The organism is Acidimicrobiales bacterium (assembly GCA_016716005.1).
Taxonomy (GTDB): domain Bacteria; phylum Actinomycetota; class Acidimicrobiia; order Acidimicrobiales; family JADJXE01; genus JADJXE01.
In genome coordinates, this window is the sequence record JADJXE010000001.1 from 1,053,899 (window position 1) to 1,069,178 (window position 15,280).

11 protein-coding genes are annotated in these 15,280 nt (G+C 75.7%); 2 read left to right on the forward strand and 9 right to left on the reverse strand.

The window, feature by feature from the left end; genetic code table 11:
• Positions 1-5,394, forward strand: coding sequence for a fused acetyl/propionyl-CoA carboxylase subunit alpha/methylmalonyl-CoA decarboxylase subunit alpha (locus tag IPM45_05095; protein ID MBK9178938.1), 5,394 nt, complete (start codon positions 1-3; stop codon positions 5,392-5,394).
• On the opposite strand, the gene IPM45_05100 is transcribed toward IPM45_05095, so the two are convergent.
• Together IPM45_05100 and ftsY are read right to left on the reverse strand one after the other, a co-directional pair.
• Positions 5,391-5,831: a BON domain-containing protein gene (locus tag IPM45_05100; protein ID MBK9178939.1), complete on the reverse strand. Its 441-nt coding sequence runs from the start codon at positions 5,829-5,831 to the stop codon at positions 5,391-5,393. The genes IPM45_05095 and IPM45_05100 overlap by 4 nt on opposite strands.
• Positions 5,832-5,862: 31 nt before the next feature.
• Complete coding sequence (ftsY, locus tag IPM45_05105) at positions 5,863-7,197, reverse strand: signal recognition particle-docking protein FtsY (protein ID MBK9178940.1); 1,335 nt, start codon at positions 7,195-7,197, stop codon at positions 5,863-5,865.
• 94 nt (positions 7,198-7,291) lie between these two features.
• Between ftsY and IPM45_05110 the strand changes: the two genes are divergently transcribed.
• Entirely contained in the window at positions 7,292-7,897 is a 606-nt protein-coding gene (locus IPM45_05110) for a TM2 domain-containing protein (GenBank protein ID MBK9178941.1), read from the forward strand.
• 22 nt (positions 7,898-7,919) lie between these two features.
• Here IPM45_05110 and smc read toward each other — a convergent pair whose 3' ends face one another.
• The 7 genes from smc to IPM45_05145 all read right to left on the reverse strand — a co-directional run bounded on the left by smc (position 7,920) and on the right by IPM45_05145 (position 15,273).
• Complete coding sequence (gene smc / locus IPM45_05115; protein MBK9178942.1) at positions 7,920-11,405, reverse strand: chromosome segregation protein SMC; 3,486 nt, start codon at positions 11,403-11,405, stop codon at positions 7,920-7,922.
• Positions 11,406-11,586: 181 nt separating this feature from the next.
• A complete protein-coding gene (gene mutM / locus IPM45_05120; GenBank protein MBK9178943.1) occupies positions 11,587-12,423 on the reverse strand; it encodes a bifunctional DNA-formamidopyrimidine glycosylase/DNA-(apurinic or apyrimidinic site) lyase in 837 nt (278 codons plus the stop codon).
• A complete protein-coding gene (rnc, locus tag IPM45_05125; GenBank protein MBK9178944.1) occupies positions 12,416-13,132 on the reverse strand; it encodes a ribonuclease III in 717 nt (238 codons plus the stop codon). Before rnc ends, mutM begins: the two co-directional genes overlap by 8 nt.
• 16 nt (positions 13,133-13,148) lie before the next feature.
• Positions 13,149-13,406 carry an acyl carrier protein gene (locus IPM45_05130; protein ID MBK9178945.1) on the reverse strand — a complete coding sequence of 86 codons (258 nt, stop codon included), beginning with the start codon at positions 13,404-13,406 and terminating at the stop codon, positions 13,149-13,151.
• Between the two features lie 94 nt (positions 13,407-13,500).
• Complete coding sequence (gene plsX / locus IPM45_05135; GenBank protein MBK9178946.1) at positions 13,501-14,487, reverse strand: phosphate acyltransferase PlsX; 987 nt, start codon at positions 14,485-14,487, stop codon at positions 13,501-13,503.
• A gap of 43 nt (positions 14,488-14,530) precedes the next feature.
• On the reverse strand, positions 14,531-14,710 hold the full coding sequence (gene rpmF, locus IPM45_05140) for a 50S ribosomal protein L32 (GenBank protein MBK9178947.1): 180 nt from the start codon (positions 14,708-14,710) through the stop codon (positions 14,531-14,533).
• A gap of 38 nt (positions 14,711-14,748) precedes the next feature.
• A complete protein-coding gene (locus IPM45_05145; protein ID MBK9178948.1) occupies positions 14,749-15,273 on the reverse strand; it encodes a DUF177 domain-containing protein in 525 nt (174 codons plus the stop codon).
• Positions 15,274-15,280 lie beyond the last annotated feature (7 nt).

Genomic DNA, 15,280 nt, shown 5'->3' on the forward strand with positions numbered 1-15,280 from the left:
GTGGCCCAGCAGATCCATCGCATCGCCATCGTCCACCGCGGCGAGGCCGCCACCCGGCTCGTCGACGCCGTCACCGAGCTCAACAGCGAGCCCGGATGGTCGCTGCGGACCGTGGCCCTCTACACCGAACCGGACCGCCACGCCCTGTTCGTCAGGCGGGCCGACGAGGCGGTGGGGCTGGGCCCGGCCACCGTGCCCGACCCGGCGGGTGGGCCGCCCCGGCCGGCCTACGTCGACCCGGCCCGCCTCGAAGCGGCGCTGCTCGAGTCGCGGGCCGACGCGGCGTGGCCCGGCTGGGGCTTCGTGGCCGAGGCCGCCTGGTTCGCCGAGCGGTGCGAGGCGATGGGCATCACCTTCATCGGCCCGTCGCCCGCCGTCCTGTCGCGCCTGGCCGACCCGGCCGTGGTCAGGACCCTGGCCGAGAGCGCCGACGTGGCGACGGCTCCGGCCGACCTCGACCCGTCCCGGCGCCTCCGCCACGTGGAGGTGCCGGTGGTGGCCGACGCCGACGGCACCGTGTGGACGCTCGGCGTCCGCGACCGCACCGTGCAGCGGCGGGGGTTCCGCGTGCTCGTGGAGTCGGCGTGCCCGACCCTCGAGCCGGCCCGTGGCGACGACCTGGCCGAGGCCGCTCGCCGGCTCGTCGGCGCCGCCGGGCTGGTCGGCGTCGGGAGCGTCGGCTTCCTGGTCGATCCGGAGTCAGGCGCGTGGTGGCTGCACGGCGTCGTCCCCCGCCTCCAGGTGGGACACGGGGTCACCGAGGCGGTGGCGGGCGTCGACCTGGTGAAGCTCCAGCTGCACCTGGCCGGCGGCGGTCGGCTCGGGGGCGCGCCGCCCGCCTCGTGGGGGCACGCCGTCACCGTGCGGATCTCGGCGCTCGACCCCTCGCGCGACTTCGCACCGGCACCCGGACGGCTCTTCTTCCTGCGGACACCGGCCGGGCCGGGCGTGCGCGTCGACCCCGGGGCGGGCCTCGGCGACCCGGTGCCCGGCGACCTCGACGACCCCCTGGTCGCCAGCATCGTGGCCTGGGGCCACGACCGCGCCGAGGCGATGGCCCGCCTGCGGCGCGCCATCCGGGACACGGCGGTGCTCCTCGAGGGCGGGGCCACCGACAAGGGCTTCCTGCTCGAGCTGCTCGACCGGCCCGAGCTGCGGTCGGGCGACCTCGACACCGGCTGGCTCGACCGGCTGCTGGCCGCGGGCGAGCTGCGGTCACGCCACCACGCCGACGTCGCGCTCCTCCAGGCGGCGGTGGACGCCAGCGACGTCGACCGCGGCGCCGACCAGCAGCGGTTCCTGGCCAGCGCGGCGCGCGGACGGCCCGAGGTCGCCCCCGGCGACGGGCGCACGGTGGAGCTCCGGTTCGGCGGCCACCGATACCGCCTGGCCGTGGCCCAGCGCAGCGACGTCCTCTACACGGTCACCACCGACACCGGTCCGGTCGACCTGCGGGTCGAGCACCTGGGCCCGTACGAGCGACGGCTCACCGTAGGCGGTCGCACCTGGCGCACCCTCGCCGCGGTGCGAGGGCCCGACCACGACGTGGAGGTCGAGGGCGTCCCCCACCACCTCCAGCGCGACGACGGCGGCGTGGTACGGGCACCGGCGCCGGCCGTGGTGGTCACGGTGCCGGTCGCACCGGGCGACGAGGTGCAGGCCGGCGACCCGCTGGCGGTGATCGAGACGATGAAGATGGAGCTGGCCGTGTCGGCACCCGGAGCCGGCCGCGTCCGCACCGTGCTGGTCCGCCCCAACGAGCAGGTCGACCGCGGGGCACCGCTCGTGCAGCTCGACCCCCTGCACCGGGCCAGCGAGGAGCACACCGACCGGCTCCAGGCGGCCGCCTCCCCCGTCGTGCCCGTCGACCCCCGGGAGCGCCTGGAGCGCCTGGCCGAGGAGCTGCGGGCTCTCGTGCTCGGCTACGACGTGAGCGCGAGCCGCGCCAGGGTCCTGTCGGGTGAGCTCACCGCGGTGGTGGCCGCGCTCCCCCCGCACGATCCGCCGCTCGTGCGGCTGGAGACCGATGTGCTCGACGCCTTCGCCGACGTGGCCGCGGTCGCCCGCCGGCAGCCCGCCGTCGACGAGGAGGGTGACGAGCACGCGCGCAGCGCCCAGGAGCACCTGTTCGCCTTCCTGCGCAGCCCCGAGCGGGCCCGCGACACCCTGCCGCTCGAGTTCCTCGCGCGGCTCCGCCGCGCCCTCGCCCACTACGGGATCGCCACGCTCGACCGCACCCCGGCCCTCGAAGAGGCCGCCTACTGGCTGTTCCGCGCCCAGCAGCGGGCCGACCAGCAGCTGCCGGTGATCGCCGCGGTGCTCGAGCGCTGGCTGGACCAGGCCGAGCTGTTGGGGCCCCGGGCCACCGACGAGCAACGAGCCCTCCTCGACCGGCTCATCCTCGCCAGCGAGGGTCGGCACCCCACCGTGGGCGACCTGGCGCGCGAGGTCCGCTACCACTGGGTCGACCTGCCGGTGCTGGAGGCGACCCGCCAAGCGGTCGAGCACGACGTGGTGGAGCACCTCGATCGGCTCGCCGCGCACCCCGGCGAGGACGACCGTGAAGACCGCATCGCCGCCCTCGTCAGCTGCCCGTACCCGCTGCACGGCCTGCTCCAGCGGTGGGCCGCGGGGAAGGGCCCCGAGGCGCGCGCCCTCGAGGTCGAGGCGCTGACCCGCCGCTACTACCGCATCCGAGACCTGGAGTACCTGGAGGTCGGCGTCTACGACGGCCTCGCCCTCGCCCGCTCGACGTACCGCCACGAGGGCTCCGTCATCGGCCTGCTCGCCACCGCGGGCGCGTTCGGCGACCTCGGCCTGCTGCTGGCCCGCCTCCGCGACGAGCTGAGCCGCCGCCCGTCCGGGCCCCAGTGGGTCCTCGACCTGTACCTCGACGGGCCGGCGCCGCTCGACGACACCGACGCGTTCATCGAGATCGTCCGGAGCGCGCTGGACGACGCCGGCTTCCCGCCACGGATCCGGCGCGTGGTGGTGGCGGTCACCAACCTCGGCGCCACCCCCGCCCGCGACCGGAGCCGCTACCTCACCTTCCGGCCCGGCGACGGCGGCTTCGTCGAGGACCGCCTCTACCGGGACCTCCAGCCGATGCTGGCCAAGCGGCTCGAGCTGTGGCGCCTCTCACGCTTCTCGCTCACCCGGCTCCCCTCGCAGGCCGGCGTGTCGCTCTTCCATGCCGTCGCCATCGACCAACCCAAGGACGAGCGGGTGTTCGCCCTGGCCGAGGTCCGCGACCTCACCCCGGTGCGCGACCACTCCGGGCACGTCGACGCCGTGCCCGAGCTCGAGCGTGTGCTCGCCGCCGTGGTCGCCGATCTCCGCCGCGCCCTGGCGCCCCTCCCGCCCTCCAAGCGTCCAGTGTGGAACCGCCTGCTCCTCTTCGCCCGGCCGCTCTGGGACTTCACACCCGGCGAGACCCGCGACGTGGCCCGACGCGTGGCGCCGTCCACCCGAGGCCTCGGCCTCGAGGCGGTGGTGCTGCGGGTGCAGATCCCGGATCCGGGCGGCGGCGACCCGCTCGACCGCGAGCTGGTGCTGGCCAGCCCCAACGGGCGCGACGTGGTGGTGCGCGACGACACGCCGTCGGCCGAGCCGATCGAGCCCCTGACCCCGTACCGGCAGCGGGTCGCCCTGCTGGCGCGACGCGGGCTCGCGTACCCCTACGACCTCGTCCGGATGATCGCCCCGTCGGTCGACGATTCCGCGGCCACCGGGTTCCCCGCCGGGGAGTTCGTCGAGCACGACCTCGACGAAGAGCACCGCCTGGTGCCGGTGGTGCGGCCGCCGGGCGAGAACTCGGCCAACCTCGTGGTGGGGGTGATCACGAACCACACCGAGAAGCACCCCGAGGGCATGCGGCGGGTCATCGTGCTGGGCGATCCCAGCCGCAGCCTGGGCTCGTTGGCCGAGGCCGAGTGCCGGCGGATCAACGCCGCGGTCGACCTGGCCGAGTCCATGCGCGTGCCCCTGGAGTGGTTCGCCCTGTCGTCGGGCGCCCGGATCTCGATGGAGACCGGCACCGAGAACATGGACTGGATCGGGGCGGTCCTCCGGCGCCTCATCGAGTTCACCCAGGCGGGGCACGAGGTGAACGTGGTGGTGTGCGGGATCAACGTGGGGGCGCAGCCCTACTGGAACGCCGAAGCCACGATGCTCATGCACACCCGCGGGATCCTGGTGATGATCCCCGAGTCGGCCATGGTGCTCACCGGCAAGCAGTCCCTCGACTTCTCGGGCGGCGTGTCGGCCGAGGACAACCTCGGCATCGGTGGCTTCGAGCGGGTGATGGGGCCGAACGGCCAGGCCCAGTACTGGGCGCCCGACCTCCCGGCCGCGGCGCGACTGCTGCTGCACCACTACGAGCACGCGTACGTGGCACCCGGCGAGCGCTTCCCCCGGCGGGCCGACACCACCGACCCGTTCGACCGGGACGTGCGCGACTCGCCCCACCCCGCCGTCGCCGGCAGCGACTTCACCCGGGTGGGCGACATCTTCTCGGACACGTCGAACCCGGGCCGCAAGAAGCCCTTCGACATCCGCGCCGTCATGCACGCCGCCACCGATCGCGACCGCGCGCCGCTCGAGCGGTGGGCGCGCATGGCCCAGGCCGACACCGTCGTGGTGTGGGACGCCCACGTCGGTGGGATCCCCGTGTGCATGGTGGGCATCGAGGCCCACGCCCTCCCTCGCGACGGCTTCGTGCCCGCCGACGGGCCGCCCTTCTGGACCTCGGGCACCCTCTTCCCTCGCTCGTCGAAGAAGCTGGCCCGAGCCGTGAACTCGGCGAGCGGCAGCCGCCCGCTGGTCGTCATGGCCAACCTGTCGGGCTTCGACGGCTCACCCGAGTCGATGCGAGCCCTGCAGCTGGAGTACGGGGCGGAGATCGGCCGGGCGGTCACCAACTTCCGGGGTCCGATGGTGATGGTGGTGGTGTCCCGCTACCACGGGGGCGCCTTCGTGGTGTTCTCCAAGGCCCTCAACGAGCGGCTCGAGATCGCGGCGGTCGAGGGCTCGTACGCGTCCGTGATCGGCGGTGCGCCCGCGGCCGCAGTGGTCTTCGCCAAGGAGGTCGACCAGCGCACCCAGGCCGACCCCCAGGTCGCGGCGGTGCGGGAGCGGCTCGGGTCGGCTTCCGGCGCCGAGGCCGCCGCCCTCCGCCGCGAGCTGGCCGAGGTCGTCGAGACCGTCCGCTCGCAGAAGCTCGGCGAGGTGGCCGACGAGTACGACCACATCCACGACATCAACCGGGCCCTGCGCATGGGCTCCGTCGACCGCATCATCGCGGGTGCGGCGATCCGCCCGTACCTGATCGATGCCCTGGAGCGGGGGATGGCGGCCGAGCCCGGTCCGTCCGGACCCCCGGCTGGCGACCGCTAGCCCGGGACCCCGTCCGGCAGCGACAGCCGGCTCTCCACCCGCACCACGCCGTCGACGGCCGACGCGGCCTGCTCGAGATCCCGGCGGGCGGTCTCGTGGGGCACGTCGCCCCGCAGCACCACGACCCCGTCGCGCACGTCGACGGCCGGCTGGGGGAGGTGCCACGTGCGGGGGGCCTGCGACAGCTCCCGCTCCACCGCCCCGGCGAGCTCGTCGTCGGACACACGGCCCCGGCCCACGAGCGCCAGCAGCCGGGCGCGCAGCTGACGGCCCGGCACGGGTGCCACCAGCAGGCCGATGAGCACCCCCATGCCGATCAGGGCCAGGCGGCGGTAGCCCACCAGCCTCCCGGCCCGCACCCCGGCCGTGTAGCTGGCCCCGAGGGTCGCGCCCGCGACCCGGGCCGGCAGCAGGGCGATCCGTGCCAGCAACCTCATCGCCGTCCCCTCCCCCGGGGCCAGGCCCCGCTCACGCGAACAGGGCGTCCACGAACTCGACCGGATCGAACGGCACCAGGTCCTCGACCGTCTCCCCCAGGCCCACCAGCTTCACGGGGATGCCCAGCTCGCCCTGGATCGCCAGGACGATGCCGCCCTTGGCCGACCCGTCGAGCTTGGTGAGCACGACACCGGTCACGTCCACCGCGTCCGTGAACTGGCGAGCCTGCGTGAGGCCGTTCTGACCAGTGGTCGCATCGAGCACGAGGAGCACCTCGGTGACCCGGCCCGGATCCCGGTCGGCGACCCGGCGGACCTTCTTCAGCTCCTCCATCAGGTTGACCTTGGTGTGCAGGCGGCCGGCGGTGTCGGCCAGGACGAGGTCGTAGCCGCGCGAGCCCGCCCGCTCGACCGCGTCGAAGATGACCGCGCTCGGGTCGCCTCCCTCGGCGCCGCGCACCAGGTCGGCTCCTGCCCGCTCGGCCCAGACCTCGAGCTGCTCGCCGGCCGCCGCACGGAAGGTGTCGCCCGCCGCCATGACCACGGTGCGCCCGCCGGCGATCTCCTGCTTGGCGACCTTCCCGATCGTGGTGGTCTTGCCGACGCCGTTGACCCCGACGAAGAGCCACACGTTGGGCCTGCCGTCCTCGAACGCGAGGGAGCGGTCGGCATCGCCGAGGCGGTCGACGAGCTCGGCCTTGAGAGCCTCGAGGAGCTCGTCGGGCGTGACGATGCCCCGCTCCCTCACGGTCGCCCTCAGCTCCTCGACCAGGGCGCCGGTGAGCGTCACCCCGACGTCGGCGCGGATCAGGGCCTCCTCGATCTCGTCCCACGTGTCCTCGTCGATGGTGGAGCGGGAGCGGATGGCACCGACGTAGGTCGCGAGCAGGGTCCGAGCCTTGGACAGACGGTCGCGGAACCGAGGCTTGGCGGGCGCCTCGACAGGGACCGCCTCGGCCTCGACCACCTCCACGGCGGCGGCCTCGACGACCTCCTCGAGGGGCGGGGCCTCGACGACCGGTGGCACCTCGACCGCAGGCGCCTCCACTTCGAGCGCCTCGACGGCCGCCGCCTCGACGACCTCCTCGAGGGGCGGCGCCTCGACGACCGGTGGCACCTCGAGGGGCGGGGCCTCGACGACCGGTGGCACCTCGAGGGGCGGGGCCTCGGCGACCGGTGGCACCTCGAGGGGCGGGGCCTCGGCGACCGGTGGGGCCGCCGGCGAGGGCGGCGGCGGGGACACCGGCCGAGCGGGTGGGCGGGTGATCGGGGGCTCGACGCCCGGGGCACGCCGCCGCCGGACGATGATCACCCCGAACCCGAACACGAGGACCAGCAGGGCGAGGACGAGGAAGAGGACCTCCATGGCGCCCGGCAGCCTAGCCAGGGGCCGCGGTGGACCCGGCCGGCGGGCGCCGCCGGCGGCGTACGATGCCCGCCACCGGCCAGAGGAGTGCGCGATGAGCGACCAGCCCGCCGACCCGTCACCCTGGGCGACCCCGGGGATCCCGCCGCCCGGGGCCGGCGCCGCACCCCCACCCCCGCCCGGTGGGTCGCCGCCTCCTCCGCCGCCTCCTCCGCCCCCGCCCCCACCCCCGCCCTCGGCCCCGTGGGCGCCGCCGGCCGCCGGCGAGCCCCTGCCGGCGGCGCCTGCCGGGCCGCCGGGGTGGACGCCCGGCACGGTGCACTGCCGCACCTGCGACACCCTGCTCCCGTCCAACGCGCTGGTGTGCAGCACGTGCGGCGCGCCCCCGTGGGCCGGCGCCGGCTACTGCCAGACCTGCGGGGCGCCCACCTATCCGACGGCCACGATCTGCACGGCGTGCGGGTCCCGGCTGGGGGCCGCCGGCGCCAGGTCGAAGCTCACCGCCGGCCTGCTCGGGATCTTCCTCGGCGGCCTCGGGGTGCACCGCTTCTACCTGGGCTACACCGGGATCGGCGTCGTCCAGATCGTGGTCACGATCCTCACCTGCGGGCTGGGCTCCCTGTGGGGCTTCATCGAGGGGATCATGATCCTCGTGGGCAGCATCGACCGCGACGCCGAGGGGCGACCGCTCACCGACTGATGGGCGCGCCCGCCCCCGGGCGTCAGGCCGGGCTGGCGACCCGCTCGGACACGACCCGGGACGACCCGCCGGGCTGCATGGTGACGCCGAACAGGCAGTCGGCGGCCTCCATCGTGCGCTTCTGGTGGCTCACGATCAGCAGCTGCGCCTCGTCGCGGAACTCGTGCACGAGGTCGAGGAACCGGTGGAGGTTGACGTCGTCGAGCGCGGCCTCCACCTCGTCCATCACGTAGAACGGCGACGGCCGGCTCCGGAAGACCGCGAACAGGAAGGCGAGGGCCGTGAGCGAGCGCTCGCCGCCCGAGAGGAGCGACAGCTTCCGGACGTTCTTGCCCGACGGCCTGGCCTCGACCTCGATGCCGGTGTCGAGCAGGTCCTCGGGATCGGTGAGGCGCAGCGAGCCGCTGCCGCCGGGGAACAGCGTCTGGAAGAGCTGCTCGAAGTTGGCGGCCACGTCGGCATAGGCCGCCGTGAACACGCTCACGATCTCGGCGTCGACGGCGCGGATCACCCGGGCCAGGTCGCGGCGGGTGGAGCGCACGTCCTCGAGCTGGGCCTCGAGGAAGGCGTGGCGCTCCTCGAGCGCCGTGTACTCCTCGAGCGCGAGCGGGTTGATCGGGCCGAGCAGCTTCAGCTCACGGTCGAGCTCGCGGGCCCGGGCAGCCGGCGAGACGCCCTCGGCCAGGTCCGGGCACGGGCTGGCGATGGCCACGTCGGGGTCGACGTCGAGCTCGCGGCGGAGCGTCTCGACGGCCGCCTCGAGCCGCAGGCGGGTCTCGGCCTCCTCGATCTCGCCCCGACGGCTGCGCTCCCGCAGCTCCTCCAGCCGGCGCTCGGTGTCGAGCCGCTCCCGCCGGGCTCGGTCGAGGCCCTCCGCGGCGACCCGAGCGGCCTCCGACTGCCGGCGCCGCCGGTCGCGCAGCTCGGTGAGCTCGCCGTCGACGACGGTGGCGTGGCCGGCGACCACTGCCGCCAGGCGGTCGAGGGCGACCAGTCGCTGGTCGAGCCGGCGACGCCGGAGCTCGGCCTCGTGGCGCTGCTCGGTGTCGTGCTGCAGGCGCTGCTCGACCTCGTCCAGCCGGCGGCGCAGGTACTGCCGCCGCTCGTCGAGGCCGGCCGCCCGCACCTCGAGGTCGGTGCGGAGCGCCCCCACGGCCGCGGCCCGCTCGTCCAGCCGTGACCGGGCGGCCGCCGCGGCGCGCGCCTGCTCGGCCGCGGCGCCCTCGTCGGCCTCCAGGGCGGGCAGCTCCTGCTCCAGCTCCTCCATGCGCCGCCGTTCCCGCTCGGCCCGGCCAGCGACCTCGTGGAGGTGCGAGCGGAGCGCCTCGGTCTCGGTGCCCACGTCGCGCTGGTCGGCCGACAGCCGGGCCAGCGCGTCGGCAGCCGCGGTGAGGCGGCCGTCGTTGTCGTCGAGACGGCGGGCCACGTCGGCCTCGGCCGCCCGTGCCGCGGTGAGCTCGGCCCGGGCGGCGGCGACGGCCTGCTCGGCCACGACGAGGGCGTGGGCGGCAGCGTCGGCGCGCTGCTCGGCCTCCTCGAGGGCGGCCCGCGTGGCGCCCCCGCCGCCCGCACCCAGCCGCCAGCCGCCAGGGCCGAAGCGGTCACCCGCGCGGGTGACCACCACCACGCCCGGGTGGGCCAGCGCGGCGTCGAGGGCCTCGACCCAACCACCGTCGACCACCACGGCCGCGCCGAGGAGGGCGTCGAGCAGCGCGGCCACGCCGGCACGCGACGCCCGCACGTGGGCGCGCACCGGCACGCCACCCGCCGCGGCGACGCTCGGCCCCGAGCCGAGCGGACCGCGACCCGCGGCCAGCACCGCACCGGCGGCGCCCCCGGCATCGAGGGCGCCCAGCGCGCGGCGAGCGGCGCCCGGGTCCTCGACCACGACGGCGGCCAGGGCCTCACCGGCGGCCGCCTCGAACGCGGCCTCCCAGCCCTCGTCCACCTCCACCAGGTCGAGCAGGGTGCCGAGCACCCCGTCCACCTCGGCCAGGCGCTCCGCGCCGGCGCGGGCCCGTGCCTGGTCGAGGGCCAGGGCGAGGGCCTCCACCCGGGCCGCCCCGGAGTGGCGCTCGCGCTCCGCAGCTCGCCGCGCCGCCTCGGCCGCCTCGGCCGTCGCCTCCGCCGTGATCCGGCGGGCCTCGGCCTGCTCCAGCTCGGCGACCAGCGGCAGCTCGGCCGCCTCGGTGACCCGGAGCTGCGCACGCAGCCGCTCCGCCTCGGCCGCCAGCCGCTGCGCCTTGCCGTCGAGCGCCGCCAGCCGGCCCTGCACGCGCCCCAGCTCGGCGTCAGCCCTGCCGAGGGCGTCGCGCAGCGCCGCCAGCTCGCCCCGCACCTCGGCGGCCCGGCCGGACGGTGGCGCCACCGCCGCCACCCCGGCGGCCTCGAAGCCGGCACGGTCGGCGGCCAGGGCCGCCTCGGCCTCGGCCAGCTCGGCGGCACGCGGGACGAGAGCCTCGGCCTCGGCCTCCACCTCGGCCAGCTCGGCGGCCAGCCGGGCCGCCTCGGCCTCGAGCGTGGCCACCACTGCCTGGTCCATCAGGGCGCCGCGCTCGCGCTCGAGGGTGCGGTGACGCTCGACCAGCACCGCTCCCAGGCCCCGGGCCCGCTCGCGCAGGGCCTCCAGCCGGGCGAGGGCGTCGCCCAGGTCGGTGCCGCCCAGACCCGACAGCTCGGCCTCGCAGGCGAGCACCCGGGCGTCGAGCTCTGCCAGGGAGGCCTTCAGCGCCCGCTCGTCGGCGGCCAGCGTGGCCCGCTGGCCGGCAGCGGCCGCCAGACGCCCCCGCAGCGCCGCCAGCTCCCGGCCGGCCAGGTGGAGCCTCACGGCGGTGAGGTCGGCCACGAGAGCCCCGTGGCGCTGGGCCGCCTCGGCCTGGCGCTGCAGCGGCCGGAGCTGGCGGCGCACCTCGCGGAGCAGGTCCTGCACGCGGAGGAGGTTCGCCTCGGTCGCCTCGAGCCGGCGCTCGGCCTTCTCCTTGCGCCGCCGGTACTTGAGGACGCCCGCCGCCTCCTCCACGATCAGCCGGCGCTCCTCGGGCCGGGCGTTGAGCACCGCGTCGATCTGACCCTGCGACACGATCACGTGCTGCTGGCGGCCCACGCCGGCGTCGGACAGCAGCTCCTGCACGTCGAGCAGGCGGCTGGGCACGCCGTTGATGGCGTACTCGCTCTCGCCGGTTCGGAACAGCGTGCGGGTGATCGTCACCTCGGAGAGCTCGAGGGGGAGCAGGCCCGCCGAGTTGTCGATGGTGAGGGCCACCTCGGCCCGCCCGAGCGCCGGGCGCCGGGCCGTGCCGGCGAAGATGACGTCGTCCATCTTCTGCGAGCGCACCGTGCTGGGCGCCTGGGCGCCCAGCACCCAGGCGATGGCGTCGACGATGTTGGACTTGCCGCTCCCGTTGGGGCCCACGACCACGGTGACCCCGGGTTCGAGCTCGAGGGTGGCCGGGTCGGCGAACGACTTGAACCCCTTGAGCGTCAGCGACTTGAGGAACACGAAGCGCACTCCCGGTGTCGGGCCAGTGGACCGACGCTAGCCACCCCCGCCGAGGGAGGCGCGCACCCGGTCTGACCTGCGGTGACGACCCCGCACCGGCCCCGGCTGGCCGCCGGCCGGCACCGGCTCGACGGGTGGCGCCCGACGGAGGCGGGCACGCGCCCGAGGGGCGGGGCCCGACCGCAGGCCGTCAGCGCTGGCAGGTCGGGCAGAAGTAGGCGGAGCGACCGGACCAGCGGGCCCGCTCGACGGGCGTCCCGCAGCGCCGGCAGGCCTGCCCGGCCCGCCCGTACACCCGGTGGCGCTGCTGGTAGCGCCCGGGTCGACCGACCGGATCGACGTACTGGCCGTCTCCCAGCGTGGAGCCGCCGGCGCGGATGGCGGCGAGGAGCGTCGTGCGGACGGCCCGGCGCAGGGTCGCGACCTCGTCGCCGGACACGGTGTCGGCCCGCCGGTCGAAGCGCAGCCCGGCGGCGTGCAGCGCCTCGTCGGCGTAGATGCTCCCGAGCCCGGCGATGGCCCGCTGGTCGGTGAGCACGTCCTTCAGCCGGCGGCGGCTGCGGCCGAGCACGGCGCGCAGCTGGCCCGGCGTGCGGAGCTCGTCCAGGGCGTCGGGGCCCAGCCCGGCAAGCTCCGGCGGCAGCCGCCGCCGCCCCGCGGGCACCGACACGAACAGCTCGCCGAACGTGCGGGGGTCGACGAAGCGCAGCTCGCGGCCGTCGTCGAGGGTGAGCACCGCACGGGTGTGGGGTGGCCTCGCCTCGGCGGGACCCCGGGCGAGGCGCAGCTGGCCGCTCATCCGCAGGTGCACCACCAGCACCTCGGCGGTGTCGAGGGGCACGAGCAGGTACTTCCCGCGCCGGCGCACCCCTTCGACCCGGGCTCCGCCGAGGCGCGCCACCAGCTCCTCGACCGGTTGGCGCCGCACGGTGCGGGCCCCCGACACCTCGACGTGGCGGACGCGGACCCCGCCCAGGGCCTCGGCCAGCCCGCGCCGAACCGTCTCCACCTCGGGGAGCTCAGGCATCGCCGGCCGGGTCCGAACCCCCCGAGAGCCGCGCCAGCGCCATCCGGGCCGCAGCCTGCTGCGCCTGCTTCTTCGACCGACCCTCGCCCCGGCCCAGCTCCTCTCCGGCGAGGGTGACGGTGGCGAAGAAGCGGCGGTCGTGATCGGGGCCCTCCTGGGCGATCCGGTAGACGGGCCCCACCCCGTGGCGCTGGACCCCCAGCTCCTGCAGCGCGGTCTTGGCGTCGTGCACGGCCGCGCCGGCGGCGATCGCGTCGATGCGAGGGCCGAGCAGGCCCAGGACCACGCGCCGGGCAACCGGCAGGCCGCCGTCGAGGTACAGCGCGCCCACCAGGGCCTCGAAGGCGTCGGCGAGGATCGACTGCTTGGTCCGGCCGCCGGCGCCGTCCTCGCCCTTCCCCAGCAGCAGGGCGGGCCCCAGCCCCAGCTCGGCTGCGACCTCGGCCAGGGCCCCGGCGTTCACCACCGACTTGCGCACGTCGGTGAGATCGCCCTCGGGGAGGTCGGGGAACTGCCGGAAGGCGTGCTCGGCGACCACCAGGCCAACCACCGCGTCGCCGAGGAACTCGAGGCGCTCGTTCGACGGCTCGTCGCCCTCCTCCTGCTCGCTGCACCAGGAGCGGTGGGCCAGCGCCAGGCGGAACAGGCTCCGGTCGGTGAAGACGTAGCCGAGCCGCTCCAGGAGGGAGGCGGCCGCGTCGGTCACGATCGGGGTCGAGGCCCCGTCAGGACACGCGGGCGACGACGTAGTCGACGGCGTCGCGGACGGTCTTCAGGTCCTCGAGGTCCTCGTCGTCGATGCGGAACCCCACGGTGCGGTCGGCCAGCTCCTCCTCGAGGGCCTCGACCAGCTCGATCAGCGCCAGCGAGTCGGCCTCCAGGTCGTCGGCGAACGACGCGCCCTCGCTGATCGCCGAGGGGTCGATCTCGAGGATGTCGGCCAGCCGGTCGCGGACGAGATCGAACACCTGCTGGCGATCCATGGGGCTCTGCTCCACGTGGGTCTCGGCGGGCACGGTGGCTCCCGGGGTCGGACGGCGAGGGGCGATGCTAGCGCCGGCGGCCCGGCCGACCGGCTCAGGACGCGATCGCCTGCCGCAGCTTGGCGACCAGATCGGCCTCGACCATCTCCTCGGCCACGCGCACCGCGTTCACGACGGCCCGGGCCGACGACGACCCGTGGCTGATGATGCACACGCCGTCGACCCCGAGCAGCATCGCGCCACCGGTGGTCTCGGGATCGAGCTGGTCGTAGAGCGGGGCGAGGGCCGGGGCCAGCAGGCGGGCACCCTCGCGGGCCTCGTCGGACGAGTCGAAGGCGACCAGGATGGCCGTGATCAGGCCGCGGAGCGCGCCCTCCAGCGTCTTCAGCACGACGTTGCCCGTGAACCCGTCGGTGACCACCACGTCGACCGCGTCGCTCATCACGTCCCGGCCTTCGACGTTGCCGATGAACCCGGCACCCAGGTCGACGGCCCAGTCGCCCTCGTCGGCGAGCAGCCGGTGGACCTCCTTGACCAGACCGGTGCCCTTGGTGGGCTCCTCGCCGATCGACAGCAGCCCCACCCGTGGGGCCGTGACCCCGAAGCGCTCGCGGGCGAGCACCGCGCCCATCTGGGCGAACTGCACGAGCCACTCCGGCTGGCACTCGGAGTTGGCGCCCGCGTCGATGAGCACGGTGTGACCGGAGCCGGGACACGGGATCGGCGTGGCGATGGCCGGTCGGGCGACACCCTTGATGCGGCCCATCCGCAGCAGCGCGCTGGCCATCGTGGCACCGGTGTTGCCGGCGCTCACCATGGCCGATGCCCGGCCGTCGCGGACGGCCTCGGCGGCCCGGACGAGCGACGAGTCCTTCTTGCGCCGGACCGCGCTGCCGGGCTCCTCGTGCATCTCGATGACCTCGGAGGCCTCGATCAGCTCCAGGCCGCCGGTGTCACCGACGGCGTCGGCCCTGCCGACCAGGACGATCGGCACCCCGAGCTCCTCGGCGGCCCGCCGGGCGCCCGCGACGATCTCGCCGGGGGCGAGATCGCCCCCCATGGCGTCGATGGCGATGGGCAGCACGGACCTGGTCGCGGGGTCGGGAGGGCGGGCCGGACCGGACTCAGTCGACGTCGATCACCTGACGGCCGGCGTACCAGCCGCAGGAGCCGCACACGACGTGGGGCAGCTTGGCCGAACCGCAGCGGGGGCACACGCTGCGAGGCGGCACGCTGAGCCGCCAGGCCGACGCCCGCCGGCTGCGGCTCTTGGCCTTCGAGGTCTTCTTCTTGGGAACGGCCATCGTGGGAGGTCCTGGGTCGGAGGACGAGCCGAGGAAGCCTACTGCGGAGGACCCGGGGTGTCGAAGCGGAGCCGGTCGAGGGCGGCCCACCGGGGGTCGGCGGCGGCCGCGACGCAGTCGCAGGCCTCCAGGTTGCGGTCGGCCCCGCACACCGGGCACAGGCCCAGGCAGCCCTCCCGGCACAGCGGCGCCAGGGGCAGCTCGAGCAGCACCACCTCGCGCAGGACCTGCTCGAGATCGACCTGCTCGTGGGCGATCGGGTAGCTCTCCCCCTCGATCGGATGGTGCGAGAAGAGCTCGCGGAACTCGGCCCGGAACCGGCCGGCGGCCGGCATGAGGCAACGACGGCACGGCGCCGCCCACTCGCCGTCGACCGCCCCGCTGGCCACCAGGCCCTCGTGCATCGACTCGAGGACGGCGTCGACGTGCAGCGGATGCCCGTCGGGGACGGCCACGTCACCCACCGACAGCCCCGGCAGCACGACGTCGGCCTGCACCTCCCGGCGGGAGGCCGGCCGGCGCAGCAGGTCGGCGACGTTCACCACGAGGGGTCGGCGCTCCACCGGCGCC

What these genes read in the sequence shown, in the direction of transcription:
- mutM (MBK9178943.1), bottom strand. Translation starts at nt 12,423, where the DNA reads ATGCCTGAGCTCCCCGAGGTGGAGACGGTTCGGCGCGGGCTGGCCGAG.
- IPM45_05100 (MBK9178939.1), bottom strand. Translation starts at nt 5,831, where the DNA reads ATGAGGTTGCTGGCACGGATCGCCCTGCTGCCGGCCCGGGTCGCGGGC.
- ftsY (MBK9178940.1), bottom strand. Translation starts at nt 7,197, where the DNA reads ATGGAGGTCCTCTTCCTCGTCCTCGCCCTGCTGGTCCTCGTGTTCGGG.
- IPM45_05130 (MBK9178945.1), bottom strand. Translation starts at nt 13,406, where the DNA reads ATGGATCGCCAGCAGGTGTTCGATCTCGTCCGCGACCGGCTGGCCGAC.
- rpmF (MBK9178947.1), bottom strand. Translation starts at nt 14,710, where the DNA reads ATGGCCGTTCCCAAGAAGAAGACCTCGAAGGCCAAGAGCCGCAGCCGG.
- IPM45_05110 (MBK9178941.1), top strand. Translation starts at nt 7,292, where the DNA reads ATGAGCGACCAGCCCGCCGACCCGTCACCCTGGGCGACCCCGGGGATC.